The following is a 24,360-nucleotide window of genomic DNA, read 5'->3' as shown; positions in this document are numbered from 1 at the left end:
GTTACTTCTCCCCGGTCTCGTAGCGGAACGACAGGAGGTTGTCGAGTCCCCGCTTGTTGGCCTCGTTCGCGATGACCAGGCGCTGGATCTCCGACGTGCCCTCCCAGATGCGGTCGACGCGCAGTTCGCGCCACAGCCGCTCGACGGGGTAGTCCCGGATGTAGCCGCGGCCGCCGAAGATCTGGACGGCCCGGTCGACGACCCGGTTGGAGGCCTCGGAGGCGGCGAGCTTCACCGTTGCGGCCTTGGCGTGCAGAGTCTTTCGCAGGTCGGCATCGTTCGGGTCGGCCTGGTCGAATTCCCACGCCACCTGATGCGTGAGCGCCCGGTTGGTGGTGATGTCGACGACGGAATCGGCGATCATGCCCTGGATCAGCTGACGGTTGATCAGCGGCTCGCCGCCCTGGACCCGCTCCCGCGCCCAGTCGACGGCCAGGGTCAGGGCCCGCTCGGCCGCACCGATCGTGCGGGCGCCGATCATCAGCCGCTCCTCCGTGAACCAGTCGCGGGTGAGGTCGTGGCCCTGCCCGATACCGCCGAGCACGGCGTCCGCTCCCACGCGCACGTTCTCGAACGTGAACTCGGGGTGCTCGTACACGAAAGTGTGGGTGTAGCGCGGGATGTGCTTGATCTTCACGCCCGGGGTGTCGACGTCGATCAGGAAGATCGTGGCGGCGTGATCGGGTTCGACGTTGGCCAGCACGATGAGGTAGTCGGCGACGTCACCGACCGTGACGAACCACTTCTCGCCGTTGATGATGTAGCCGCCGTTGCCGTCGGGGGTTGCGGTCGTGCTCGCCGCGGAGAAGTCCGAGCCGGCGTTGGCCTCGGAGATCGCGACGGCGTCGCGGCGATCACCACGGGCACCGGGGATCAGGTAGCGCTCCCGCTGCTCGGGGGTCGCATGGGTCAGCGGGTTCGCGGGCCGCCACACCGTGTCCCACAGTGCGTTGGTGAGCTTGCCGAGTTCGTCCTGCACGACGGCCTGTTCCAGCACCGTCAGTCCGGCTCCGCCGTATTCGACGGGGGTGTTGATCGCCTGCAGTCCCGCGGCGAGGACGGCAGCCTTGATGGTGGCGTGGGATTCGTCGGAAATTCCGTTGTTGCGTTCGCACTCGTCCTCGAACTGCATGATCGTGTCGGTCAGGGCGCGTGCGCGCTCCTTGAGGTCGGCGAGGCGGGGGCTGTATGCGAATTCCATGATGTGAGAACTTCCTTGTGTCAGTGGGTGTTCGATGAGCTGAGGACGATGCGCGCGTCGAGCCCGAGGGCTTGCTTCGGAGTGACGAGCAGGGGGTTGATCTCGAGTTCCGCGATCTCCGGGTGCGCGACGGCGACGGTCGTGATGGCGGCGACGGCGTCCGCCGCGGCGTCGAGGTCGATCGGTGGCCGGCCGCGAACCCCGCGGAGCAGGGCGGACGCCCGCAAGCTGTCGAGGAGACCGCGGGCGGTGTCCGCGTCGACGGGCGCCAGCGCGAACGCGACGTCGGCGAGAACCTCGGTGAAGATGCCACCGAGACCCACCATGGCGACGGGACCGAACCGCGGGTCGGTCTGGACACCGACGATGAGTTCGACCCCCTCGGACAGGTCGGCCATCGCCTCGACGCAGTAGGCGGGCGCTCCGAGCGAGGCGTCCATGCGGTTAAAGGTGTCGGCGAGTTGGTCCGCCGACCCCAGTCCGAGGGCCACTCCACCGGAGTCCGACTTGTGCAGCAGGCCCATCGCTTTCAGCACCACCGGAAATCCCACGGTTTCGGCCGCCGCCACCGCTTCGGCGCAGTTCTGCACCAGTCGCGCGGCGGGAAATTCGACGCCGGCGCCGCGGAAGAGTTCCCGGGAATCCCAGTACGCGTCGCTGGTGACCCGCTCGGACGGAAGGCTGTCGTGGGCCGCATGATATTGCGGCGCAGCGGTTTCGGCGATTACGCCGAGTGCACCCGCGGCGTCCTCCACCGCACGGAAGACGGGGACACCGCTGTCGGCCAGGACGCGCGCGGCGGCGCTGTCGGGATGTATGGTGTGCACCACCACCGGTTTGCCGTGGGCGCGGGCCGTCTCCGCCATCGCACGGGCGGTCTCGATCTCCTTGCGCGCCAGGTTCTCGCCGTAACTGCCGTAGCCGCCGAAGTATCCGGTGAGCAGGACGGAGTCGATGGCGGGACTCTGCAGGATGGTGTCGAGGACCGAGACGAACGAGGTGATGTCCTGTTCTCCGGCGCCCGCGAGGTCGACCGGGTTGGTCACTCCGGCGGACGGGGGCAGCAGTGCGCGCAGGGCGTCGCTGATGTCGGCCGTGAACTCCGGCACAGCGAGTCCCGCCGCCTCGACGACGTCGGATCCGACACCGGCGTGCCCGCCGCCGTCCGCGACGACACCGACCCGGCGCACCTCCGCGGGACCGTAACTGAGGAGGGTGGCCGCGACGTCGGCGAGTTGCCGCGGGCTCGACACCCGGTACACCCCGGCGGCCCGGCAGGCGGCCTCGATGACCGCGCTGTCGGAGGTCAGCGACCCCGTGTGCGACTGCGCCCCGCGGATGGAGGCCTCGCTGCCGCCGACCGTCAGCAGCAGAACCGGTTTCCCGGCCCGGGACGCCTGGGCGGCGGCATCGACGAACGCCCGCCCGTCGCCGAAGTCCTCGCAGTACACGGCGATGAGATCGGTGTCGTCGTGCTCGACGCAGGAGCGGATGAGGTCGGCGGCGCCGAGATCCGCCTGGTTGCCGAGCGAGGCGAACCGGGAGAATCCGTGTCCGCGGGCCTCGAGGAACTGGCTGAGTTCGAGCGCCATGTTGCCGCTCTGCGAGAGCAGTGCGACACGTCCGGCGGGAAGCGGGTTCGAGGCCAGCGTCAGGCCGGTGCCGGAGTCGAGCACGCCCAGGCAGTTCGGTCCGAGCAGCACGGCCCCGGCCGCCCGCACCCGCGCGACGACTCGCTCCTGCACCGCCCGTCCGGCGGCACCCAGTTCGGCGAATCCGGCGGTGACGCCGACGATGGCGGTGGCGCCGGCGGCGAGCGCGTCGTCCACGGCCTCCTCGAATCCCTGTGCCGGGACGGTGATGACGACGAGGTCCACCCGTTCGTCGAGTTCGGCCAGGCTCCGCAGGGAGGGGTGTCCCAGGATGCGGTCGCCGCGCCGGTTGACGAGATGGACCGCCCTCGTGCCCGTCATGCGCAGGGCTTGGACGCTGAGCCAGTTGCCGTACTTGGTCTCGTCGTTGCTCGCCCCGAGGATGGCGACCGACCGGGGGTCGAACAGCGCGGTGAGGTCGCGGTCGGCGATCGTGCTCATTCCGTCACCTCGACCTTCGGCGCGGGATGTCCGGTGCCCCAGGCGTCGGCGCCGCCGTCGATCACCAGAGTGGTTCCGGTGACGTAACTTCCGGCCGGTGAGGCGAGGAACGTGACGACGCCCGACACGTCCTCGGCGGTGCCCAGCCGTCCCAGCGGGACCGCGGACGTCCACTGGGCGCGGGCCTCCTCGGTGTAGTTCTCCTCCATGCCTTCCGTCGCGATGGTGCCGGGGGCGATGCAGATCGACCGGATTCCGTACCGGCTCCACTCCAGGGACAGTCCGGAGGCGAGGTTCTCGAGGGCCGCGCGGGCCGAGGTCGCATGGACCATCGAGGCGATTCCGCGGCGCGGGGAGAACGCCATGAAGAAGATGCATCCCGACCGCTGCGGAATCATCGCGCGGACGGCAACCTCCCGGGTGACCGCCCAGGTGGCGTCGACGGCCAGGCGGTGGACGGCGCGCCACCCCTTGCTCGTGATGTCCTCGGCCGGCGCCGCGAACTGTCCGCCGGCGTTGTTGACGAGGATGTCGATGCGGCCGAACGCCTCGAGGGCCCGGTCGACCAGGGAGGTCACCTGCTGTTCTTCGCGGATGTCGGCGGGCACGGCGAGCGCCCGGGCGCCCAGCGCCTCGATCTCGGCGGCGGTCTTGTCCAAGGGTTCGGACCGGCGGCCGCTGATGACGACGTCGGCTCCGCACCGCGCCATGTCGAGTGCGATCGCGCGTCCTATCCCCGTGCCCCCACCGGTGATCAGCACTACCCGCCCGCGATGGACGTCGGGGCGCAGCACCTGCCCGGCGCCTCCACCTGGGTTCTCACATTCCATCGAGCGTTCGCCTCTCGTCGCTACCGTTCGACCACTCGGGGTCTGACTGATGCATCAGTTATACCGTGACCGGGGCCACAGATGTCAAGGGTCGAGCGGAAGGTGATTCCGCATCCCCGGTCTCCATCGAGGATCGATAGGGCTTTGAACTGCGTATATGACTCTGACGTCCGGACGTCGATCATTTCCAAGCGGCTCGTTCCGCGTCTGACTGATGCGTCAGTTTTGACTGTATGATTTGATGGGTCAGTCAGATGACTACCGAAGGAGGGGCCGTGACCGCTCAACTCACCGAAGACGCGCGACGAACGGCGATACTCGACGCCGCGGCGCAGCTGATAGCCGAGCGCGGATACCACTCGGTCCGCATCTCCGACATCGCCCAGGTCGTCGGCACCAGCACCGGGGCGGTGCACTACTACTTCCCCGGCAAGAGCGACGTCCTCACCGCCGCCCTCCGGCACGCCATCGACAACGCCTTCGACCGGCAGAGCCGCGAGCTCAAGGCGATCGACAACGCGCACGAGCGGCTGCTCCGCCTGATCGACATGCAGTTGCCGCGCGTCGGACCGCTGCGCGACGAGTGGTCCATCTGGTTGCAGTTCTGGGCCGAGGCCACGCTCCGCCCCGAACTGCGCCCCTTCCACAACACGTATTACGCGCGCTGGCACGAGACCGTCGTCAAGATCGTCCGGCGTGGGCAACGGCAGGAGATCTTCCGCACCGGGGTCGACCCGGAGACCATCGCGCAGCGACTGACCGCGCTCACCGACGGCACCGCCATCCAGGTGCTCACCGGCGCACCGAACATGACCGTCGCCGCCATGAAAGAGGTACTCGTGCAGTTCGTCCACGACGAACTCGTCGCGCCGCGCACGTGGTGATCCAGTTTCGGCGGGTCGCCCGGCGCTGTCGGGTCCATGACCGTTAGCACCACCACCCGGCACACGCGCGGCGGCAGCGCGGTCGCCTGGGGATGCGGCGCGGCCTCGGCGGTCGCGTACGGTCTCACCCCGACGTTCGCCGCGATCGGCTACGCCGGCGGAGTGTCACCCGCCGTCCTCGTGTGCCTCCGCAGCCTGGTCGGCGCCGCACTCCTGCTCCTGCTCGCCTGGTCCACCGGAAAGCTGAAGGCCGTGCCCTGGAAGGCAGCCGCCGGCCTCTGCCTCGTGTGCGGCCCGCTGTTCGGCATCCAACTCCTGTGCTTCTTCGCGGCGGTGCGGGTCACCGGGGCCCAGATCGCGGTCGTGATCGTCCACATCTACCCGCTGTTCGTGATGGCGCTGGTCTGGGTGCTCACCCGGAACCGGATCCACCGCGGGCAGCTGGCGCTGGCCGTCGCGATGTCCGGCGGCATCGCCCTCGTCGCGGGGTCGGGCAATTCGAGCGTCGCCGTCAACGGCGCGATCCTCGCCCTCCTCAGTGCGGCCGGGTACGCCCTGTACCTGGTGGTCGGGGAACGGTGGGTGCATCACGTCAGCCCCCTCACCGCCGGCGGGCTGGCCTCGCTCGGCGCCGGCGTCGCCACCGGCACGATCGCCGTCGTCGACGGACAATCCTGGACGTTCGCACCCAGCGGCTGGGGATCCATCCTGTTTCAGGGGCTCCTGCTGATGCCCATCGGCATCGGCTGCTCCTTCATCGCCGTGCGCGCCCTCGGATCGGCCTCCGTCGCCCTCCTCGGACTGCTCGAACCGGTGGTCGGAGTGCTCGCCGCGCAGGTCCTGCTGGGAGAGCAGCTGTCGCCGGTGCAGTGGGCGGGCATGGCCGTCGTCCTCGTCGCGTCCGCGGCCCTGCCCTTCGTGCGCTCCGCGCCCGTGAGTACTTATTAACCGCCCGACGTTAATAAGTACTCACGGGGGCTTGTATGCAAGCTTCCATGCAAGGCGTAGGGTGCCGGTTGTGACGATGCAAACCGGGTCCGCCGCAGCCGAGCGGGCGTATGCCCACACGAAGAGTCAGATCCTCAACGGCGATCTCGTCGGCGGCCAGTTGGTGAGCGAGGGCAACATCGGCGCCGAGCTGGGGATCAGTCGTACGCCGGTGCACGAGGCGTTCCTGCGGCTCGGCGCCGAGCAACTCCTCGACCTCGTCTCGCGCAAGGGTGCGATCGTCCGTCCGATGACGCCGACGGAGGCGGCGGACGTCCTCGCCATGCGGAAGGCCATCGAAGCGGCGTCCGCCGGGCAGGTGTTCGCCGCGGGCGGTCCCAACCAGCGCATCGCCGACCGGATCGCCGAGAACCTGGACAGTCAGCAGGCGCTCGTCGCTGCCGGCGACGTGGCCGGGTTCGTCGACGCCGACGACGACTTCCACGCGCTACTCATCGAGGCCTCCGACAACCCGCTGGCACGACAGTTCTACGAGCAGCTTCGCGGGCGGCAACAGCGACTGCGGAACTTGCTGCTGCGCGTCGATCCCGCCAACCTGGCGTCGTCGTTCGCCGACCATCAAGAACTGGCAGCCTGCTTCACGAGTGGCGACGAGGACGGGTTCAGCGCCGCACTCGTCGCCCACCTCAACCGGTATCAGGGCGCCCTGTGAGCACACAGGAGATCACCGCGACCGTCGACGGTCCGGCCCGGGTGCGTCCGTGGGTGCTCGTGTTCGGGACGTTGTTCGTCTGCGCGTGGTCGGGCAACCAGTTCAGCCCGATGCTGTTGCTGTACCGCGACATCCAGCACTATTCGACGAGCACGGTGACCCTGTTCCTCGGCATCTACGTGGCCGGGCTGGCGCCGGCGCTCGTGATCGCCGGAGCGATTTCCGACCACAGCGGCCGACGGACGCCCATGTTCTACGCGGTCTGCTTCGGCCTCGCGGCGAGTGCGCTGCTCGCACTGGGAGAGTTCGGTTCCGCACCGATCTACGTCGGCCGATTGCTGGCGGGCATGTCGGTCGGGACCGCGATGTCCGTCGGAACCAGTTGGCTCAAGGAAGTCTCGCAGACGCCCTACGACGTGGGATCGGATGCCGGTTCCGGTGCTCGCCGCGCGTCGCTGGCCTTCACACTCGGCTCGGCGTCGGGCGCGTTGGTCGCCGGGACCATCGCGCAGTGGGGACCCGTACCCACCGTGCTGCCCTACCTGATCCATCTTGCCATCACGCTGCCGTTCCTCTGGCTCACCCGGCGCCCGCCGGAAACGGTGCTCCCCTCGGCGCACCGACCGAGCCTGCGCACCCGCGTCCACGTTCCCTCGGTGTCGCACCGGCGGTTCCTGCGGATCGTTGTGGTCTGCGGGCCATGGCTCTTCGCCGCGTGCGCGCTGTCGTACGGGTACCTTCCGGTGCTACTGGCCGACGCCGCCGGTTCCCTCGGCCTGGCCTACGCCACCGGCCTCAGTGTCATCGCGCTCGTGTCCGGCGCGCTGATCCAGCCCGTCGCCAAGAGGATCGACTCGGTCTCCAGCGCACGTGGCACCGTCGTATCGCTCGCGACGCTCACCGCCGGACTGCTGGTGATGATGATCGCCGTGGCGGCCGACCAACTGCTGGTCGGCGCACTCGCGAGTGTGGTCTTCGGCGCGGGTTTCGGGATCGGCCTCGTTTCCGGTCTGCTCGAAGTTCAGCGCATCGCCCCCGCAGCCGAGCTGGCCCGACTGACCGGCGTCTTCTACGCCATCGCCTACCTCGGCTTCATCGTCCCGACGATCCTGGCAGCACTCACGCCACCCTTCACCACCCTGGCGTTGCTGGGTGTTCTCGTCATCCTGCTCGGCTTCTCCACGATCGCGGTGATGGCCGGCTACCGCAGACACCTCCCCATCGCGAATCACTGAAGCCGGTATCACTTCTCGGCGAGCAATCGCGACCGCCGGGCGAGGGTGACACCGATTCCCTCGGCGGCGGTGCGCACCGAACTCGTGTGGGCCTCGGGGCGGAAACGGTGGGACGGCCCGGTGACGCTGATGGCGGCGACGACGGTCTCGCCGTCGCGGACCGGGGCGGCGACGCACACGATGCCGGTGGCGGATTCCTCGTATTCGTAGGCCACGCCCTCGGCGGCGATGCGGTCGAGCTGAGTGCGCAGCGATCCGGGGAGGATGACGGTGCGCGGGGTGTAGCGAGGCAGCGGGGCGGCGAGCACCTGCTCCTGCAGTGCGCTGTCGGCGTGCGCGACCAGCACCTTGCCGATCGCGGTGCAGTGCACCGGCATTCGACCTCCGATCCTCGACGGCGCGCTCGCCTGCCGGTGCCCGCCGATCTTCGACAGGTACACGACCTCCGTCCCGTCGAGGACCCCCAGGTGCACCGTCTCGTGGGTGCGCACGTACAGATCCTCCATGAATGGGATGGCCACCTCGAGCAGGCTGCGCTCGACCGACGCCCGCATTCCCAGCTCGAACAGGGAACCGCCCAGCCGGTAGCCGGCGTCGGTCCGGTCCAGCATCCGCACGGCGACCATGTCGGCGAGGACGCGGTGCAGGGTGCCCTTGGGGATGGACGTCCGCCGGCACAGTTCGGCGAGCGACACCGCGGAGTCGTCGACGGTGAACGCGTGCAGCACCGACATCACCTTGCCCAGGACGGTCGTCCGGTCGAACTCCTGATCAGACACTGTGCATGCCACCTCCGTTGCCGCTGTTCCCGGCGATGCCGTCCACGATACGGGGCAGCGTTCGACTCAGTGGAACGCAATGCTTGGCCGGCGACCGTCCGGCGGCGACAGTGGGACCACAGTCCGTTCCCCCACGATCACATCGGGAAGTCAGATGAGCACACCTCAGGGCACCAGCGTGCCTCCCACGGCGCAGGCCTCGGCCGACGCGATCGCCGCCGCCGCCGAGCGGTTGAGTGCCGCCGCCGGAACCCGCACACCGTGCGCCCCGATCCGCGACCTGATCGGGCCCGACGACGTCGCGGCCGCGTACACCGTGCAGGAGCGGAACATCGCCGCCCGGATCGCGGCCGGTGCGAGCGTCGTCGGACGCAAGATCGGCCTCACCTCCCCGGCGGTCCAGCAGCAACTCGGCGTCGACCAACCGGACTTCGGTGTGCTGCTCGACGACATGCGCTGCGACGAGTCCGCCCCGATCCCGCTGTCGCGGCTGCTGCAGCCGAAGGCCGAGGCCGAGATCGCGTTCGTCCTCGCCGACGACCTGGTGGACGGACCGCTCGACGACGCCCGGATCCGCGCCGCCGTCGACTATGCGGTGGCCGCCCTCGAGATCGTCGACAGCCGAATCGCCGGGTGGGACATCACCTTCGCCGACACCGTCGCCGACAACGGGTCGAGCGGACTGTTCGTCCTCGGCTCCGAACGTCGCACCCTCGACTCCTTCGACCCGGTCGCCACGCAGATGCAGATGTCGATCGACGGCACCGAGGTGTCCACCGGTACCGGGGCCGCCTGCCTCGGCGACCCCCTCCACGCGCTGGCGTGGCTCGCGCGCACCGCACGCGAGTTCGGCCAGCCGCTGCGCGCCGGTCAGGTGATCTTGTCCGGGGCGCTCGGACCGATGGCCGCGATCGCCGCCGCAGGCACCGTCCGCGCCGACATCACCGGTCTCGGATCGGTCACCGCAACCTTCAGCCAGGAGTGACAACCATGAGCGAGAGCCCCCGCAAGGTCACCGTCGCGGTGATCGGATCCGGCAACATCGGAACCGACCTGATGATCAAGGTGATCCGCCACTCCGACGTCCTGCAGATGGGCGCGATGGTCGGCATCGACCCCGACTCCGACGGGCTCGCCCGCGCCCGCCGGCTCGGCGTCCCCACGACCGCGGACGGCGTCCAGGGTCTGCTGGAGTTGCCGAACTTCGACGACATCGACGTCGTCTTCGACGCCACCTCCGCGAAGGCGCACACCGCCAACGCCGCCCTGCTCGAACCGCGCGGCAAGCGGCTGGTCGACCTCACCCCGGCCGCGATCGGCCCGTTCGTGGTGCCTGCGGTCAACCTCGACGAACACCGCCTGGCCCCCAACGTCAACATGGTCACCTGCGGTGGTCAGGCCACCATCCCGATCGTCGCCGCCGTCTCCCGGGTGACACCTGTCGCGTACGCGGAGATCGTCGCGTCCATCGCGTCGAAGTCGGCGGGCCCGGGCACCCGGGCGAACATCGACGAATTCACCGAAACCACCTCGCACGCCATCGAATCCGTCGGCGGCGCGCACCGCGGCAAGGCCATCATCATCCTCAACCCCGCCGACCCGCCGCTGATCATGCGCGACACGGTCCTGTGCCTGATCTCGGACCCCGACCCGGGCACCCACGACGCGATCCGCGACTCGATCGGGGCGATGGTCGAGCACGTCGCGTCCTACGTGCCCGGCTACCGGCTCAAGCAGAAGGTCCAGATCACGCCCGTCCCGGACGGCCAGCCCGTCCACACCCTGCTCGCGTCGGGTGACCCCGCCGCCCCCACCCACCAGGTGTCGGTGTTCCTCGAGGTCGAGGGAGCGGCGCACTATCTGCCGGCCTACGCCGGCAACCTCGACATCATGACGTCGGCCGCCGTGCGTTACGCCGAAAGCATCGCCGACACGATCGCCGCCCCGGCGGCAGCACAGGGAGCCACCCGATGACCACCCAACTGTTCATCCAGGACGTCACCCTCCGCGACGGCATGCACGCGGTCCGCCACCGCATCACCCCCGACGACGTCGGAAAGATCGTCGCCGCCCTCGACGCCGCCGGTGTCGACGGCATCGAGGTCGCGCACGGCGACGGACTCGCCGGCGGTTCCCTCAACTACGGTCCCGGCAGCAACACCGACTGGGAATGGATCGAGGCCGCCGCCGCCAACCTCACCCACGCCCGGCTGACCACGCTGCTGCTGCCCGGCATCGGCACCATCGCGGAACTCGAGCAGGCCTACCGTCTGGGTGTGCGGTCCGTCCGCGTGGCCACCCACTGCACCGAGGCCGACGTCTCCGCCCAGCACATCGGGAAGGCCCGCGAGCTCGGCATGGACGTGTCCGGCTTCCTGATGATGAGCCACATGACCGGCCCGGCCGAACTCGCCGCGCAGGCCAAGCTGATGGAATCCTATGGCGCGCACTGCGTGTACGTCACCGACTCCGGCGGTCGCCTGACCATGGACGGTGTCCGCGAACGGGTTCGGGCCTACCGCGGCGTGCTCGACGAGGCCACCGAGATCGGCATTCACGCCCACGAGAACCTGTCGTTGTCGGTCGCCAATTCCGTTGTCGCGGTGGAGGAAGGCGTCACCCGGGTCGACGCGTCCCTGGCCGGGCACGGCGCCGGTGCGGGCAACTGCCCGATCGAACCGTTCATCGCCGTCGCCGACCTGCAGGGCTGGAAGCACAACAGCGACCTGTTCGCCCTTCAGGACGCCGCCGACGATCTCGTCCGGCCCCTGCAGGACCGGCCGGTCCGCGTCGACCGCGAAACCCTCACCCTCGGCTACGCGGGCGTCTACTCGTCCTTCCTCCGGCACGCCGAAACCGCATCCCAGCGATACGGCATCGACGTCCGCACCCTGCTCCTCGAAGTCGGCCGACGCGGCCTCGTCGGCGGGCAGGAAGACCTCATCGTCGACATCGCCCTCGACCTGATCGCCGCGAAATGAGGTCCCCGATTCGGTAGTGAGTCGAGCTACCGCATCGGGTGTTCTGCAAAAGAACCCACGTGTCGTCGTGCACGGGTGTCGGAAATGGCGGCCTCGAGGATGCTGATCTCGGCGAGGGCCACGATCGGCGAGCGCGTTCGCCCGCGAGTCTCGAGATCAGTTCTTCCGTCCAGCTCCGACGCCGAGTTCCATCAAGTCTTCTCCGACGAGGATCTCGCCGGAGAAGTCGTTTTTCGCTTCGAGCCACCGTTCGGGCGGATTGTGCGCCGGCGCCAGATGGGAGAGCACGAGCGTCCGCACACCCGCACGTTCAGCCACTTTCCCGACGTCCTCGATCGGGGTGTGCGAGTTGACGAGGTGATCGATCTTCGCTTGCTGCGCCGGACTGGGCGGGTCCGGAAAGAGTCCTCTAACCCAAGCAATGTCGATCACCTCGTGGACGAGAATGTCAGCGCCCCTGGCAAGTTCGACGAGATTCTCGCATGCGTTCGTATCTCCGGATATTACAACCGATCCGTCGTCGGTATCGAAGCGGAACGCGAACGCCGGGAACACCGGTGCGTGATCGACCAAGGTGGCACTGACTCGTACCCGTTCGTCCTCGAATATCCGGAACGGCGCCATACGCGGTGCCACATTGTCGTTTGGATCGACGGCGACCCCGGCCGGAAGTTCGATATCGCGAACCGAGATCAGAGAGTGGGGGTCGGGCTTGAGGCTGTCTCGCATATTGTCGTTCAGATCGTTCGAGAAGGCCTGGTACAGGTATTCGGTGGTATCGCGCAGGCCCGGTGTCGGATTCGTCGCGTTGATAACGGGCGGCTCCGGGGCACGTGAGTTGCCGAGCGGTACGAGTGAGGGGCGGGGACCCGGTCCGAAGACCTGAAGCGGCTTTGGACGGTTCGCCAAGCCGTCGGATGATCCGAACGTCAGGATGTTCGGGTAGTCGACTATGTGGTCGGAATGAAGGTGGGTAACGAAGGCAGCTTCGAGTCGCTCGAGGCCGTGGAACTCTTCCTGCCTCCCTAGCCCTGCCTGTAGGTACCGCCTCGCCCACCCTTCCCCGAAATCGACCAGGTATACCGAGTCCTCCACCACGACAGCAGTAGATATCCCCTTCCGCTCCGAGCCACCCCACCACGTCCGGCCAGCAGCTGTCCCCAGCAACACGAGTCGTGTCCGAAAGTCGGCTGCACTGCTCGCAGAATTTGTCGCCCCGGCCGAGGTGGCAACTTCGCCATCCTCCGTGCACCCACTCAACGTGGTGGATGCTACGGCCGCACTGGTCATGGCGAGTGCCGCCTGAACGAAGGAGCGACGGGAGATTCCGGCGAGTGGACCGGCGATATCGCACATGTTGGTATTCCAATCGATGAAGGTAGGGCACGCGAATTCGCTTCTCGGATAGGGAGCGGGAGGACGTGGGTTCAGGCGCTTTTGGTCAGTCCCCACTTCGGCGCGCTCCCACACCGATCACATCCAAGTCCCGGCCGATGATCAGTCCCGAACACCACCAGGGAGGTCCCCGGCGCCGGACGTAGGTCGTTGAGTACAGCGCCGGGGGTGGTCTGCAGACCGCAGCCGAGCGGGGCGAGGGTAGCGAGCGGGGCGAGGGTAGCGAGCGGGGCGAGGGTAGCGAGCGGGGCGAGGGTAGCGAGCGTGGCGAGGGTAGCGAGCGGGGCGAGGGTAGCGAGCGGGGCGAGGGTAGCGAGCGGTGCGTCCGGGTCGACCTTGACGGCACTGGTCTCGACGACGTTGGCGTGCGCCGCAAACGAGGACTGCGCGAATAGCCTCAGCCGTTCGCGGCCTCGACGAGGGCGGCGGCGAGCGGCTCCGGCTGGGTGAGCTGGGCTTCGTGGCTGCCGGGGGTGTAGATCAGAGGGGAACCCGCCGGCAGTCTGTCCGGGAAGCGCGGCGCCCAACCGAATTCCCCTGGCGGGAGGGCGAAGTCATCCTTGGACAGCACGTAGGTGGAGGGCAGCTGCAGGCGTTCCCACTCGTCGAGGTCGAGTGATTCGTTCATGGTGTGGAAGGGCTGACGCTCGAGCAGCGGGTAGAGGACGCGCTGGGCCTCGGGGGAGGCGTCCTGCATGAAGGCCGCGCAGAACACCTCGAACGGGAACATCACCGAGTTGTCGGTGGAGGCACTCGCCGACGCCCGGAACATGTCCCCATAGGCGGGTGGGCACAGATCGATCAGCGACTCGCCGCTGTGCGGCACGAACGCGCTCCAGTAGACCAGCCGCGAGATGCGGGTGGCGAGTCGCACGGACGCGCCGGAGACGGGGAAGCCGCCCCAGCTGTGTCCGACCAGGACGACGTCCGTGAGATCTCGCTTCTCGACGTAGTCCACGAGGTAGTCGACGGTGTCGGCGAGATGGATGTCGGACCGCCGGTCCTCGGTGCCGAGCCCGGGGAGGGTCGGCATGTACACGCGATGTCCCTGAGCGCGCAGATACTCGGCGACCGGGCGCCACGACCAGCCCGCGTGGCAGGCACCGTGGACGAGTACGAAGGTTGTGGACATGATCTCTCCTGTCGTGATGGGTGGAATCAGAGTCGTTCGGGTGTCGCCGGCGCCGCTGCCCGTGCATCGGCGGTGGCGTTCGACGGGCGTGGGCCGGAAGTCGAACGGCTGACGAGGGCGACGGCAAGGCAGCCCACGGCGGCGAACGCCGCGAAGGTGTAGAAGTTCCATTCGACGCCGAGGGCGGAGGACGCGATCCAGCCGCCGAGGATCGGCCCGACGATGGCTCCGACCCGGCCGAGCCCGAGCGACAGGCCCAGCGCGGCGGCGCGCTCGTTCTCACCGAAGTACGTCGCGACGTAGCCGTTGACGAGGATCTGGGTGCCGACGGTGCCCAGGCCGGCGACCGCGACGACCGCCATGGCGGCGATCACCGGCAGCCCCGTGCCCAGCGCGAGGATGGCTCCCACCGCGAGCAGGAACGACGCGACGGTCACCGGTTTGCTGCCGAATCGGTCGGCGGCCCGCGATGCGGCGAGTGCGCCGACGATGGCTCCGAGGTTGAGCACCACCAGGAAACTCAGTGAGCTCCCCAGGGAGTAGCCCGACTGGCGCATGATGTTCGGCAACCACGTGTTGACCCCGTAGACCAGGAGCAGCCCGCAGAACGAGGCGATGACGAGAAGGAGCAGGGGGATCCGGCGAGGCCCGGTCACCAGCGCCGCCATGCTTCCGTTCGACGTGGTAGCCGAGGGCGCGGGGAGGTCGATGCCGAATCTTGCGGCTAGCGCCCGCGCTTCGCCCGTCCGACCCTTGCCGACCAGGAAGGCGGCAGATTCGGGGAGGTACCGCCAGGCCAGGGGGACGATGGTGATCAGCGGCAGCAGACCGAGCGCGTACATCACCCGGAAGCTGTTCTCCGGGAGCAGCGCCAGTGCGGCCAGGGCGGAGAGCATGCCGCCGACGGAGTACCCGCTGTACATGAGCGCGTTGTTGAACTGACGGCGTGAGGGCGGCGAGTATTCGACGGTCAGGGCGATGACGGTGGGCACGACACCGCCGAGCCCGAGGCCACCGAGGAATCGCAGCAGACCGAATACCTCGGGGTTGGGTGCGATCGCGGTGAGGCCCATGAGTACCGAGAAGGAAATGAGCGAGCCGAGCACGATGGCGCGGGCGCCGATCCGCGAGGCCAGCCATCCCGACAGCAGTGCGCCGAGCAGCATGCCGACCAGTGCGTAGCTACCGATCGCACCCACCTGGCCGGCATCGAGGTGCCACGGCTCGTAGGCGAGCAGCGACGGAACGGTGGCGCCGTAGACGACCAGGTCGTATCCGTCGTAGACGATGATGACGAAGCAGAGCGCGACGATCGAGGCGCTCGAACGCGGGGCGCCGGGGGCGGATGAGGTCAGGGGTGTCAACTGTTTCCTCCGGGAATGTCGGTGTGTGGAGGCGATGCCGGGAAGTTCGTTCGCACTCGTGGGTGCGGACCGGTGGGCCGTGAAGCCACGGAAGGATGCGTGAGCTCTGTCACTATGTGACACGATTCGATAGCATGTCAATAGCAATGACACATTTACATGGTCGAGGATTTCGATCACGGGCGAAGGGATGGCACACATGCGACCACGGGCACTCGTGTTCGACCTGTACGGCGAGTACTTCCGGTACACCGGCGGCGCGGCCAAGCTGGGCGCGCTGACCGAGCTGATGGGCGTCTTCGACGTCGAACCGGCCACCGTGCGGGTGGTGATGACCCGACTGCGCAAGGACGGGTGGTTCGACTCGACGAAGGACGGCCGCGAGGTGTCCTATCTACTCAACGACAAGAGCTGGCGCCTCCTCGACGACGGCCGCGCCCGCATCTTCGAACGCCACCTCGACGACTGGGATCGGGTGTGGACGCAGGCGCTCGTCGATGAGTCGGGCTGCAGCCGTGAGCAGCGTAAACGCATCGAAACGGCGCTGACCTGGTGGGGCTTCGGCCATCACGGCGGCGCCGCGTGGTTCTCGCCGCACGACCGCGAAAAGCAGCTCCGGGAAATGCTCTCCGGCGACGACGAGCTGCACATCCAGTTCCTGCGCAGCCAGACCTCGGGCCTTCCCAGCGACCGGCTCATCGCGGAGCGATGCTGGGACCTGAGCGAGCTCGGTGCCGACTACCAGGGATTCATCGAGGAGTTCCAACCGCGACTGGCCCGGTATCGCCGCGGGCTGAGCGACCGCGAGGCGCTGGTCGAACGCATGAAGCTGATCCAGGAATACCGGAAATACCCTTTCCGCGACCCCGACCTGCCCGAATCGCTCTTGCCCACCGGGTGGCGTGGCCGCGTCGCCCACGAGGTGTTCACCGAATGCCACGACACACTTCGCCCGGGTGCGGAGAGATTCGTCGCCCACGCCGCCGAAGATATGTAACAAATTTCTTGACTCATCAAAGTTGCATGTCACATAATCGAGTGAGAGAGTTCGCCCGAGATCCGGGCCACCGTCACACGAGGGGCCGACATTGATGTCCATCCCAGATCAGAATTCGTCGCCTGAAGCGGCACCACTGCGAGTCGCCTGCATCGGCGGCGGGCCGGGCGGACTGTTCTCCGCGATCGCGCTCGCGCACACCGTCCCGGGTTCGACGATCGACGTCTTCGAGCGCAACAGCGAATCCGACGTCTTCGGATTCGGCGTCGTCTTCTCCGACGCCACACTCGACAACGTCGATCGCGTCGACCCGGTGCTGCGCGACGCCCTCGCCGAGCACGGCCGGCACTGGGACGCCATCGAGGTCCGCAGCAAGGGCGCGACGACGTCCGCAGGCGGCAACGGCATGTCCGCCGTGCACCGGCGGGTCCTGCTCGGTGCACTGCGGGACCGCGCCACCGAACTGGGGGCGCGGCTGCACTACTCGACCACGGTGGACGTCGACGCCCTCGACGCCACCGGGGAGTACGACCTGATCGTCGCCGCGGACGGCACGAACTCCGCAGCACGCGGGCAATTTCTGGATCGTCTGGGGCACTCGGTCGACGAGGCCGAGATCAAGTTCATCTGGTTCGGCACCACCTTCCAGTTCAACGGCCTCACCTTCCTGCACAAGCAATCCGAGCACGGCAACTTCGCCGTGCACGCCTACCCCATCGGCTCCGACCTGAGCACGTTCATCGTCGAGACCGACGAGGCGACATGGCGGCGCGCGGGCCTGGACGGCTTCGACATGTCCGCTCCGCCCGGGGAGTCGGACCTGATGACGCAACGCTACTTGGAGGACCTGTTCGCCGACGAGATCGCCGGACATCCGCTGGTGGCCAACAACTCCCGGTGGGCGAACTTCCGTACCCGCCGCACCCGGCACTGGCACACCCGCGCCGCCCAGGGCACCCCCGTGGTCCTCCTCGGCGACGCCGTGCACACCGCCCACTTCTCGGTCGGCTCCGGCACCAAGATGGCCATGGAAGACGCCGCCGTCCTCGCCCAGGCCGTCGCCGCGCACCGCGACCTCGACACCGCCCTGGCCGCCTTCGAGGACATCCGGCGCCCGCAGGTCGCGAAGATCCAGGATTCTGCGATGCCGAGCCTGTCCTGGTGGGACCACTTCGGCGAGTACTACCGCGCACTCGACTCCTGGCAGTTCGGATTCCACTTCTTCAGCCGCGCCATCTCCGCCGAGAAGATGCGGGTGCGCGACCCCGGATTCGTCGCCGATGCCGAACGGGCGTGGAGCGCTCGATACGGCGCCGGACCCGTCGACACCCGTCTGGCGATCGGAACCCGCACGCTCGGTTCCCGGCTGCTCCAGATCACCGAGTTCTCCGATGATGCACTGTGTTTCAGCGACGGAACCACCACCGTGGCCGCCGGAACGTCGCCCGGCGATCCGGACGTGGCGGCGATCTTCACCGCTCCGGACGCAGACCGGACGTCGTTGGACGAGGACACCCGCGCCGACATCGACGAGCTGTGTGCCCTGCGGCCGATAGCCGTCGCCGTCCGCGGCGGAACCGCCCTCTCCCGTGTGCTGTGCGCCGAACGCATCCGGTTCGAGCACCGCATCCCGGTCGTCGTGGTCGACCAGCCCTCGTCTCTGCGCGCCCGCCGCGCGGTCGACGAACAAGACTGCGCCGCAACGCTGATCCTGTCCGGTCGCGCGGATGCCGTTGCCTTCGAACCCGCCCCCGACGCGCACGCGCGTGTCCTCACTTCCGCCGAGGTGGCGAAATGACATTGACTCACGTTCCCGCGCCGACGAATACACGTCTGGACCGACTCCTCGCGCCGACGTCGATCGCCGTCGTCGGAGCATCCGCCTCGTCCGGAAAACTCGGCTCGGTGATGCTCGACGCGATCACTCGCGGCAGCGACGGCTCCGTGAGCGCGTACGGGGTCAACCCGAAGAGCAGCGGTGATGACGGACTGTTCGGATCGCTCCGAGACGCCGCCGACACGCACGGCACCCCGATCGACCTCGCCGTCCTCTGCATCCCCGCTTCCGCCACGCCCGCTGCACTGCGGGACGCGGCGGACAGCGGAGTCGGTGCCGCGCTGATCTGCTCCGGCGGATTCGCCGAGGCCGGACCTGACGGCATCGCGCTGCAGAACGAGCTGGCCCAGATCGTCGCCGACACCGGCATCCGCCTGCTCGGACCCAACACCTCCGGATTCTTCCGTCCCGGCAGCACCACGGTGAGTTTCGTTCCCACGGTCGAGCACATCACCACGGGTACCGTCGCCGTCGTCGCCGCCAGCGGTGGCATGAATCATGCCCTCTCGTTCCTGCTGTCCGAACACGGTGTCGGCGTGGGACTCGGTGTGGGACTGGGTAACAGCGTCGACGTGACCAACGTCGACGTCCTCGACTATCTCCGCGACGATCCCTCGATCACCGCGATCGCATTGCACGTCGAATCCGTCGACGACGGTCGCGCTCTTCTGGCCGCGGTGCGCAACATCACCACGCACAAGCCGGTCGTGGCGATCGTCGTCGGCCGCAGCGACGTGTCCGCGTTCTCCGAATCGCACACCGGCGCACTCGCCACGTCGTGGAAGACCACGCGGGCGCTGCTGGCCGAGGCCGGCGCGGTGGTCGTCGACACCGAACAGCAACTCGTCGACGCGCTCGCCGTCCTCAGCCACACCCGACTGCCCGCCTCCGCCGCTCCCGGAGTCGGTCTCGTCACCGCCCAGGCCGGCCCCGCGCTGATGATCCTCGACGAACTGCTCGCGCAGGACGTGCAGGTGCCGACTCTCACCGAGGCGACCCAAGCGGGTCTGTCGGAGCTGCTGCCGCCGTTGACGTTCCAGGCAAATCCCGTCGACACCGGTCGGCCCGGCGCCTCCTTCGGCGCCGTACTGTCGACCACGGCCGCCGACGCCGCGATCGACGCCCTCGCGGTCTACGCCTTGGCCGAACCCGACGCCCTCGACCTCGCCGACGCCGTCCGCGCCTCCGGAGTACACACCCGGGTGCCCGTGGTCCTCGGCATCGGCGGTCCCGGCGAGGCAGTGGGCAAGACCGGCGCTGCGGCCGCCGCTCTCGGGGTCCCGGTACTGCCGAGCCCGACCGCCCTCGCCACCGGCGTCGGTGCGCTCGTCCACGACGCACGAAGTCGTTTCCTGCGCACCACCGACACCGCGCCCACCGCTCCGACCGTGGCACCGGCCATCGCACTCCCCGCCGACGAGGCCACCGCCAAAGACCTGCTGGACGCGCTGGGGATCGGCACACCACCCCGGCGTGTGTGCGCGGACCGCCCCGCCGCGCACCAGGCTCTCGCGGAACTGCCGCTGCCCGTCGCGGTGAAGATCCTCGACTCCGCCGTGCTGCACAAGACCGAGATCGGTGGCGTCCACCTGGGTATCCGGAGCGCGGACGAACTCGACGTCGCGCTCGACGCACTCGACGCCATCAATGCGCCCGCGTATCTCGTCGAGAGCATGGCTCCGTCCGGGGTGGACCTGTTCCTCGGTGCGCGCCGCGACCCGGTGTTCGGCCCCATCGTCGTCGCCGGACTCGGTGGCACCGCGGCCGAGGCCATCGGCGATGTCGCCATCCGCAGCGCCGACGTCACCCGGACAGCGGCCGCCGCCATGCTCGACGACCTGCAATGCGCCCCACTGCTCGACGGCTGGCGTGGCGGTCCCGTCCTGCGCCGCGACGAGTTCGCGCACCTCGCCGTCACCGTCGCCCGCTACCTCGCCGACCATCCCGCGATCAGCGACATCGAGATCAACCCGCTGCGCCTGACACCGACCGGACTGACCGCCCTCGACGCGGTCATCGTGCCGACACCGGCCCGAGGCAACGCAGTCGAAGGAGAGAAGCCGTGAGCACCCGCACCCCGCTGTCCATCGAGGGCGTCGTGCCCTGGCCCGGCGAGATAGCCGACCGCTACCGCAAGGCCGGTTACTGGCAAGGAGTGTCGATCGGCTCCCGCATCGCCGAGCAGGTCGAGCACAGACCCGACGACGAGGCCCTCGTCGACGGGACCACCCGGCTCACGTACCGGCAACTGTGGGACGCGGCCGCCTCCTGCGCGCAGTACCTCCTCGACCTCGACTTCGCGCCGGGCGACCGGATCGTGCTGCAACTGCCCAACCGGTGGGAATTCGTCGCCCTCACGCTCGCGTGTTTCCGCATCGGTGTGATCCCGGTGATGGCCTTGCCCGCCCACCGCCGGCACGAACTCACCCACCTGGCCTCGCTGTCCGAGGCCACCGCGATCGTCGTCGCCGACACCGACCGCGACACCGACCTCCGCCGGATCGCCCAGCAGGTCGCCGCCGACGTCCCGACCATCCACACCGTCCTCGTCCACGGCGAACTGTCGACCGACGCGGCACGGCACGCACCCGAACGCGCACTCGACGCCGCAATGACCACCCCCGTTCGGTTCGCCGACGCCGACTACGACCCCACCGGCGCCGACGTCGCCTGCCTGCTGCTCTCCGGCGGCACCACCGGACTGCCCAAGCTGATCGTCCGCACCCACGACGACTACGTGTACAACATTCTCCGCTGCAACGAGGTCACCGAATTCGACTCGGACACGGTCTATCTCGGCGCGCTGCCGAGCAGTCACAACTTCCCGCTCGCGTGTCCGGGCATCCTCGGTGCGCTGTTCGCCGGCGGCCGAACCGTCATGTTGCCGTCCCCGGCATCCGAACGGGCGTTGCGGACCATCGACGCCGAGGGCGTCACCGTCGCCACCGTCGTTCCGGCCGTCGCCCAGACCTGGATCGAATACCAGCGCGAGCACCACACCAAGACGGGCAGCACCCTGCGCGTACTGCAGGTCGGCGGATCCCGCATGCCCGACGAACTCGCCGCCCGCGTCGAACCCGTCCTCGGCGCCCGCCTGCAGCAGGTGTTCGGCATGGCCGAGGGACTGATCAACATGACGCGGCTCGACGACGACCCGGAGATCATCACCAACACCCAGGGCAGGCCGGTCAGCGAGGCCGACGAGATCGCCGTCGTCGACGAGGTCGGGCACCCGGTTCCCGACGGCACCCCGGGAGCCCTGCTGACCCGCGGTCCCTACACCCCCCGCGGCTACTTCCGCGCCCCCGAACACAACGCGAAGGCGTTCACCGCCGACGGGTGGTACGCCAGCGGCGACATCGTGGTGCGGCGTCCCGATGGCAACCTGGTGGTCGCCGGCCGCGACAAGGACATGATCAACCGGGGCGGGGAGAAGATCTCCGCCGAGGAAATCGAGAACTTCGCCTACCAGATCGACGGCGTCGAGATGGCCGCCGCCGTCGCGATGCCCGACCCCAATCTGGGCGAAAAGCTCTGCCTGTACGTCACTCTCGCGCCCGGCTACGCACTCACTCTCGACGACGTCGTCACTGTCATGAACGAGGCCGGCGTCGCCCGATTCAAACTGCCCGAGCGCCTGGTCCTGGTCGACCAGATGCCCACAACGAAGGTCGGCAAGATCGACAAGAAGGCCATGCGTGAGGACATCCGCCAGCGCCTGGCACAGGAAAACGCCACCTCGTAACACGTCCGCCGAAGGAGCCTGACACTCTCATGAAACTTGCCACCCTCCGCCTGACCGGCGGCACCGCCGCCGTCCGCGTCGATTCCGACACCACCGCCACCATCGTCGACGGGTTTCCCGACCTGTCCGCGCTCCTCGCCGCTCCGGACTGGACGACCCTGGCCGAGAACGCGTCCGGAGCCACCGTCGATCTCGCTGACGCCGACTACGCACCCGTGGTCCCGAACCCGGGGAAGATCATCTGCGTCGGGTTGAACTACGCCACCCACATCCACGAGATGGGCCGGGATCTGCCGCAGTACCCGACCCTGTTCGCCAAATTCAAGGAAGCACTCACCGGTCCGTACGACGACGTGATCGTCCCCGCCTACGCGGCAGCGGAGTTGGACTGGGAAGCCGAGTTGGCGTTCGTCGTCGGGAAGCAGGCGTATCAGGTGTCCGAGGCCGACGGCGAGCAGTACATCGCCGGGTACTCGGTGATCAACGATTACACGATGCGCGACTACCAGTACCGCACCCTGCAGTGGGATCAGGGCAAGACGTTCGAGAAGACCAGCGGATTCGGCCCCCACCTGGTCACCGACTACACCCTGGGCACCCGGATCGAGACCCGGCTCGAGGGCGAGGTGATGCAGTCGGCGACCACCGACGACCTGGTGTTCACCCCGGCCAAGCTGGTCGAATACATCAGCCACATCGTGACGTTGCAGCCCGGTGACGTGATCATCACCGGCACCACCGGCGGGGTGGGACACGCCCGTAAACCGGCCCGATACATCCAGGACGGGCAGACCGTCGAGGTGACCATCGATGGCCTCGGCAGCGTCCGCAACAAGACGATCGTCAAGTAGCGGCCTTGTCGTTTCAAGACTAGATCGAACTGACCTCATCCAGCGCAGTCATCGCTTCGTCGTCGAGGGTGATGTCTCCGGCTGCGGTGTTTTCGAGTAGATGCGGGGCGCTGCTGGTTCCCGGGATCAGCATGGTGTTCGGTGAGTGGGCGAGTTGCCAGGCGAGACCGACCTGTGAGGGGGTCACCCCGAGCCGTGCTGCAACGGCTTGGACGGCGTCCTCGTCGACGACCTTGGGGAGGGTGCCGAACCCGCCGCCGAGGGGGAAGTACGGAACCCAGGCGACGCCGTTCTCCGCGCACAGGTCGAGTAGCTGTTCGCCGGATCGATCGACCATGTTGTAGATGTTCTGCACGCACGCGATGCCGGCGGGCAGTGCGCCGACGAGCTGCTCGACGGTGATGTGGCTGAGTCCGACGGCGAGAATCTTCCCCTCGTCGCGCAACGCGGTCATCTCCGCGAGCTGGTCGTCGAAGGGCACGATCTGGTCGCCTTCGGCGAGCAGCCCGGGGGTGAAGTCCATGCGCCTCAGATTCACGACGTCGATTCGGTCGGTGCAGAGGGTGCGCAGGTTGTCTTCCACAGCGGCGCGCAGTTCGGCCGGCTTCTGCGCGGCGGTCAGAGGGATCTGGGCTCCTGGAACCGGTTTCGCGCCTGCCTTCGTGGCGATGACGATCTCGTCGCGGCGGCCGCCGACGCTGTCGCGAATGAGTTCGTTGGCCAGTCCGTTCCCGTAGAACTGGGCCGTATCGAAGTGGGTGATCCCGAGTTCGAGCGCGAGGCGCAGAAGATCCACCGCCCGCGCCCGTCCGTCGGCGTCCCCTGCCCGGCGGGTGACCTGGCCCATGCCGTAGCCGACGCGCGCGGTCGGCCGGCCGCCGAGGGGAAAGGTCCCGCCCGGCGTGGGACGGGGTGAATTCTGCACGGTCTGGTTCGGCCGACTCATCCCTGATCGAGGGTGTGCCGGCCATCCGGCGACGCCGGCGGAACGGGCACTGCCCCATTCTGCGCTGCTGCGGTGCCTGCGTCCGAGTGCGCGGCGGACCCGTGATGGGTGGCCTTCTTCGCCAGCTCCTCGACCTTGTGCTGCACCTCCGGGGCCTTCTCCTTCACAACGTGCGTCGCACTGCTCACCTTCTCCTGCACGGCGGGGTTGTGCCAGAGCTCGAGGGACTGATCGCGCATCTTCTCGTAGCCCTGCCGGCCGGTCCGCGTACCCACGACGAAACCCACGGCCACCCCGGCTGCGAAGGTCAGTGCTCTCATCATGACGTTCCCCTTTGCTCGATACGTTGTCGGTCCTCCCACCGCGTGCCCAGTGCGGGCCCAGGGGAAACATCCGCCGGACCGATCAGGAATCGAGAAGCGCAGACCCC

General features: G+C 68.4%; 21 protein-coding genes. 12 read left to right on the top strand and 9 right to left on the bottom strand.

The features are described from left to right. Nucleotide 1 precedes the first annotated feature (1 nt). Genes ACFTWF_RS04050 through ACFTWF_RS04040 form a run of 3 tightly spaced genes read right to left on the bottom strand, consistent with a single transcriptional unit; the run spans nt 2 to nt 4,124 of the window. Nucleotides 2-1,201: an acyl-CoA dehydrogenase family protein gene (locus ACFTWF_RS04050; RefSeq protein WP_378459985.1), complete on the bottom strand. Its 1,200-nt coding sequence runs from the start codon at nt 1,199-1,201 to the stop codon at nt 2-4. A gap of 20 nt (nt 1,202-1,221) precedes the next feature. Beyond that, nucleotides 1,222-3,294: an acetate--CoA ligase family protein gene (locus ACFTWF_RS04045; protein ID WP_378459984.1), complete on the bottom strand. Its 2,073-nt coding sequence runs from the start codon at nt 3,292-3,294 to the stop codon at nt 1,222-1,224. Then, complete coding sequence (locus ACFTWF_RS04040; protein ID WP_378459983.1) at nt 3,291-4,124, bottom strand: SDR family NAD(P)-dependent oxidoreductase; 834 nt, start codon at nt 4,122-4,124, stop codon at nt 3,291-3,293. Before ACFTWF_RS04040 ends, ACFTWF_RS04045 begins: the two co-directional genes overlap by 4 nt. Before the next feature lie 254 nt (nt 4,125-4,378). Here ACFTWF_RS04040 and ACFTWF_RS04035 point away from each other — a divergent pair, with 254 nt between their 5' ends. From ACFTWF_RS04035 to ACFTWF_RS04020, 4 genes are all read left to right on the top strand, one after another. After that, nucleotides 4,379-5,008: a TetR/AcrR family transcriptional regulator gene (locus ACFTWF_RS04035; protein WP_378459982.1), complete on the top strand. Its 630-nt coding sequence runs from the start codon at nt 4,379-4,381 to the stop codon at nt 5,006-5,008. Between the two features lie 36 nt (nt 5,009-5,044). Further along, nucleotides 5,045-5,956 (top strand): DMT family transporter, encoded by a 912-nt coding sequence (locus ACFTWF_RS04030; protein WP_378459981.1) that lies wholly within the window; start codon nt 5,045-5,047, stop codon nt 5,954-5,956. 76 nt (nt 5,957-6,032) lie between these two features. Further along, the gene (locus ACFTWF_RS04025) at nt 6,033-6,668 is read left to right on the top strand and encodes a GntR family transcriptional regulator (protein ID WP_378460204.1); all 636 of its coding nucleotides are present in this window, start codon (nt 6,033-6,035) and stop codon (nt 6,666-6,668) included. Then, nucleotides 6,665-7,903, top strand: a complete 1,239-nt coding sequence (locus tag ACFTWF_RS04020) for an MFS transporter (RefSeq protein WP_378459980.1) — start codon at nt 6,665-6,667, stop codon at nt 7,901-7,903. Before ACFTWF_RS04025 ends, ACFTWF_RS04020 begins: the two co-directional genes overlap by 4 nt. An 8-nt stretch (nt 7,904-7,911) precedes the next feature. Here ACFTWF_RS04020 and ACFTWF_RS04015 read toward each other — a convergent pair whose 3' ends face one another. Beyond that, nucleotides 7,912-8,682 carry an IclR family transcriptional regulator gene (locus tag ACFTWF_RS04015; protein ID WP_378459979.1) on the bottom strand — a complete coding sequence of 257 codons (771 nt, stop codon included), beginning with the start codon at nt 8,680-8,682 and terminating at the stop codon, nt 7,912-7,914. Between the two features lie 154 nt (nt 8,683-8,836). On the opposite strand from ACFTWF_RS04015, the gene ACFTWF_RS04010 reads away from it, so the two are divergent. The 3 genes from ACFTWF_RS04010 to dmpG are packed head-to-tail and all read left to right on the top strand — an operon-like array spanning nt 8,837 to nt 11,663. After that, the gene (locus tag ACFTWF_RS04010) at nt 8,837-9,667 is read left to right on the top strand and encodes a 2-keto-4-pentenoate hydratase (protein ID WP_378459978.1); all 831 of its coding nucleotides are present in this window, start codon (nt 8,837-8,839) and stop codon (nt 9,665-9,667) included. A gap of 5 nt (nt 9,668-9,672) precedes the next feature. Beyond that, complete coding sequence (locus tag ACFTWF_RS04005) at nt 9,673-10,656, top strand: acetaldehyde dehydrogenase (acetylating) (protein WP_378459977.1); 984 nt, start codon at nt 9,673-9,675, stop codon at nt 10,654-10,656. Beyond that, nucleotides 10,653-11,663 (top strand): 4-hydroxy-2-oxovalerate aldolase, encoded by a 1,011-nt coding sequence (gene dmpG / locus ACFTWF_RS04000; RefSeq protein ID WP_378459976.1) that lies wholly within the window; start codon nt 10,653-10,655, stop codon nt 11,661-11,663. Before ACFTWF_RS04005 ends, dmpG begins: the two co-directional genes overlap by 4 nt. A 156-nt stretch (nt 11,664-11,819) precedes the next feature. On the opposite strand, the gene ACFTWF_RS03995 is transcribed toward dmpG, so the two are convergent. From ACFTWF_RS03995 to ACFTWF_RS03985, 3 genes are all read right to left on the bottom strand, one after another. Then, complete coding sequence (locus tag ACFTWF_RS03995; RefSeq protein ID WP_378459975.1) at nt 11,820-12,953, bottom strand: MBL fold metallo-hydrolase; 1,134 nt, start codon at nt 12,951-12,953, stop codon at nt 11,820-11,822. A 502-nt stretch (nt 12,954-13,455) separates the two neighbouring features. Then, the gene (locus ACFTWF_RS03990; RefSeq protein ID WP_378459974.1) at nt 13,456-14,190 is read right to left on the bottom strand and encodes an alpha/beta fold hydrolase; all 735 of its coding nucleotides are present in this window, start codon (nt 14,188-14,190) and stop codon (nt 13,456-13,458) included. Between the two features lie 26 nt (nt 14,191-14,216). Further along, nucleotides 14,217-15,554, bottom strand: coding sequence for an MFS transporter (locus ACFTWF_RS03985; RefSeq protein WP_378459973.1), 1,338 nt, complete (start codon nt 15,552-15,554; stop codon nt 14,217-14,219). A gap of 199 nt (nt 15,555-15,753) precedes the next feature. On the opposite strand from ACFTWF_RS03985, the gene ACFTWF_RS03980 reads away from it, so the two are divergent. The 5 genes from ACFTWF_RS03980 (at nt 15,754) to ACFTWF_RS03960 (ending at nt 22,984) form a co-directional block, all read left to right on the top strand. Beyond that, entirely contained in the window at nt 15,754-16,551 is a 798-nt protein-coding gene (locus tag ACFTWF_RS03980) for a PaaX family transcriptional regulator C-terminal domain-containing protein (protein ID WP_378459972.1), read from the top strand. 94 nt (nt 16,552-16,645) lie between these two features. Continuing rightward, the gene (locus ACFTWF_RS03975) at nt 16,646-18,349 is read left to right on the top strand and encodes an FAD-dependent monooxygenase (RefSeq protein WP_378459971.1); all 1,704 of its coding nucleotides are present in this window, start codon (nt 16,646-16,648) and stop codon (nt 18,347-18,349) included. Further along, nucleotides 18,346-20,454, top strand: coding sequence for an acetate--CoA ligase family protein (locus tag ACFTWF_RS03970; RefSeq protein ID WP_378459970.1), 2,109 nt, complete (start codon nt 18,346-18,348; stop codon nt 20,452-20,454). The genes ACFTWF_RS03975 and ACFTWF_RS03970 overlap by 4 nt, the downstream gene beginning before the upstream one ends. After that, nucleotides 20,451-22,133, top strand: a complete 1,683-nt coding sequence (locus ACFTWF_RS03965) for a (2,3-dihydroxybenzoyl)adenylate synthase (RefSeq protein ID WP_378459969.1) — start codon at nt 20,451-20,453, stop codon at nt 22,131-22,133. Before ACFTWF_RS03970 ends, ACFTWF_RS03965 begins: the two co-directional genes overlap by 4 nt. A 29-nt stretch (nt 22,134-22,162) precedes the next feature. Beyond that, nucleotides 22,163-22,984, top strand: coding sequence for a fumarylacetoacetate hydrolase family protein (locus ACFTWF_RS03960; RefSeq protein WP_378459968.1), 822 nt, complete (start codon nt 22,163-22,165; stop codon nt 22,982-22,984). Between the two features lie 19 nt (nt 22,985-23,003). On the opposite strand, the gene ACFTWF_RS03955 is transcribed toward ACFTWF_RS03960, so the two are convergent. Together ACFTWF_RS03955 and ACFTWF_RS03950 are read right to left on the bottom strand one after the other, a co-directional pair. Next, a complete protein-coding gene (locus ACFTWF_RS03955; RefSeq protein WP_378459967.1) occupies nt 23,004-23,930 on the bottom strand; it encodes an aldo/keto reductase in 927 nt (308 codons plus the stop codon). Further along, nucleotides 23,927-24,253 carry a YtxH domain-containing protein gene (locus ACFTWF_RS03950; RefSeq protein WP_378459966.1) on the bottom strand — a complete coding sequence of 109 codons (327 nt, stop codon included), beginning with the start codon at nt 24,251-24,253 and terminating at the stop codon, nt 23,927-23,929. Before ACFTWF_RS03950 ends, ACFTWF_RS03955 begins: the two co-directional genes overlap by 4 nt. Between the last annotated feature and the right edge of the window lie 107 nt (nt 24,254-24,360).

Source organism: Rhodococcus sp. NPDC056960, assembly GCF_042674125.1.
Lineage (GTDB): Bacteria > Actinomycetota > Actinomycetes > Mycobacteriales > Mycobacteriaceae > Rhodococcus_F.
This window is presented reverse-complemented; position numbering and strand designations above follow the sequence as displayed.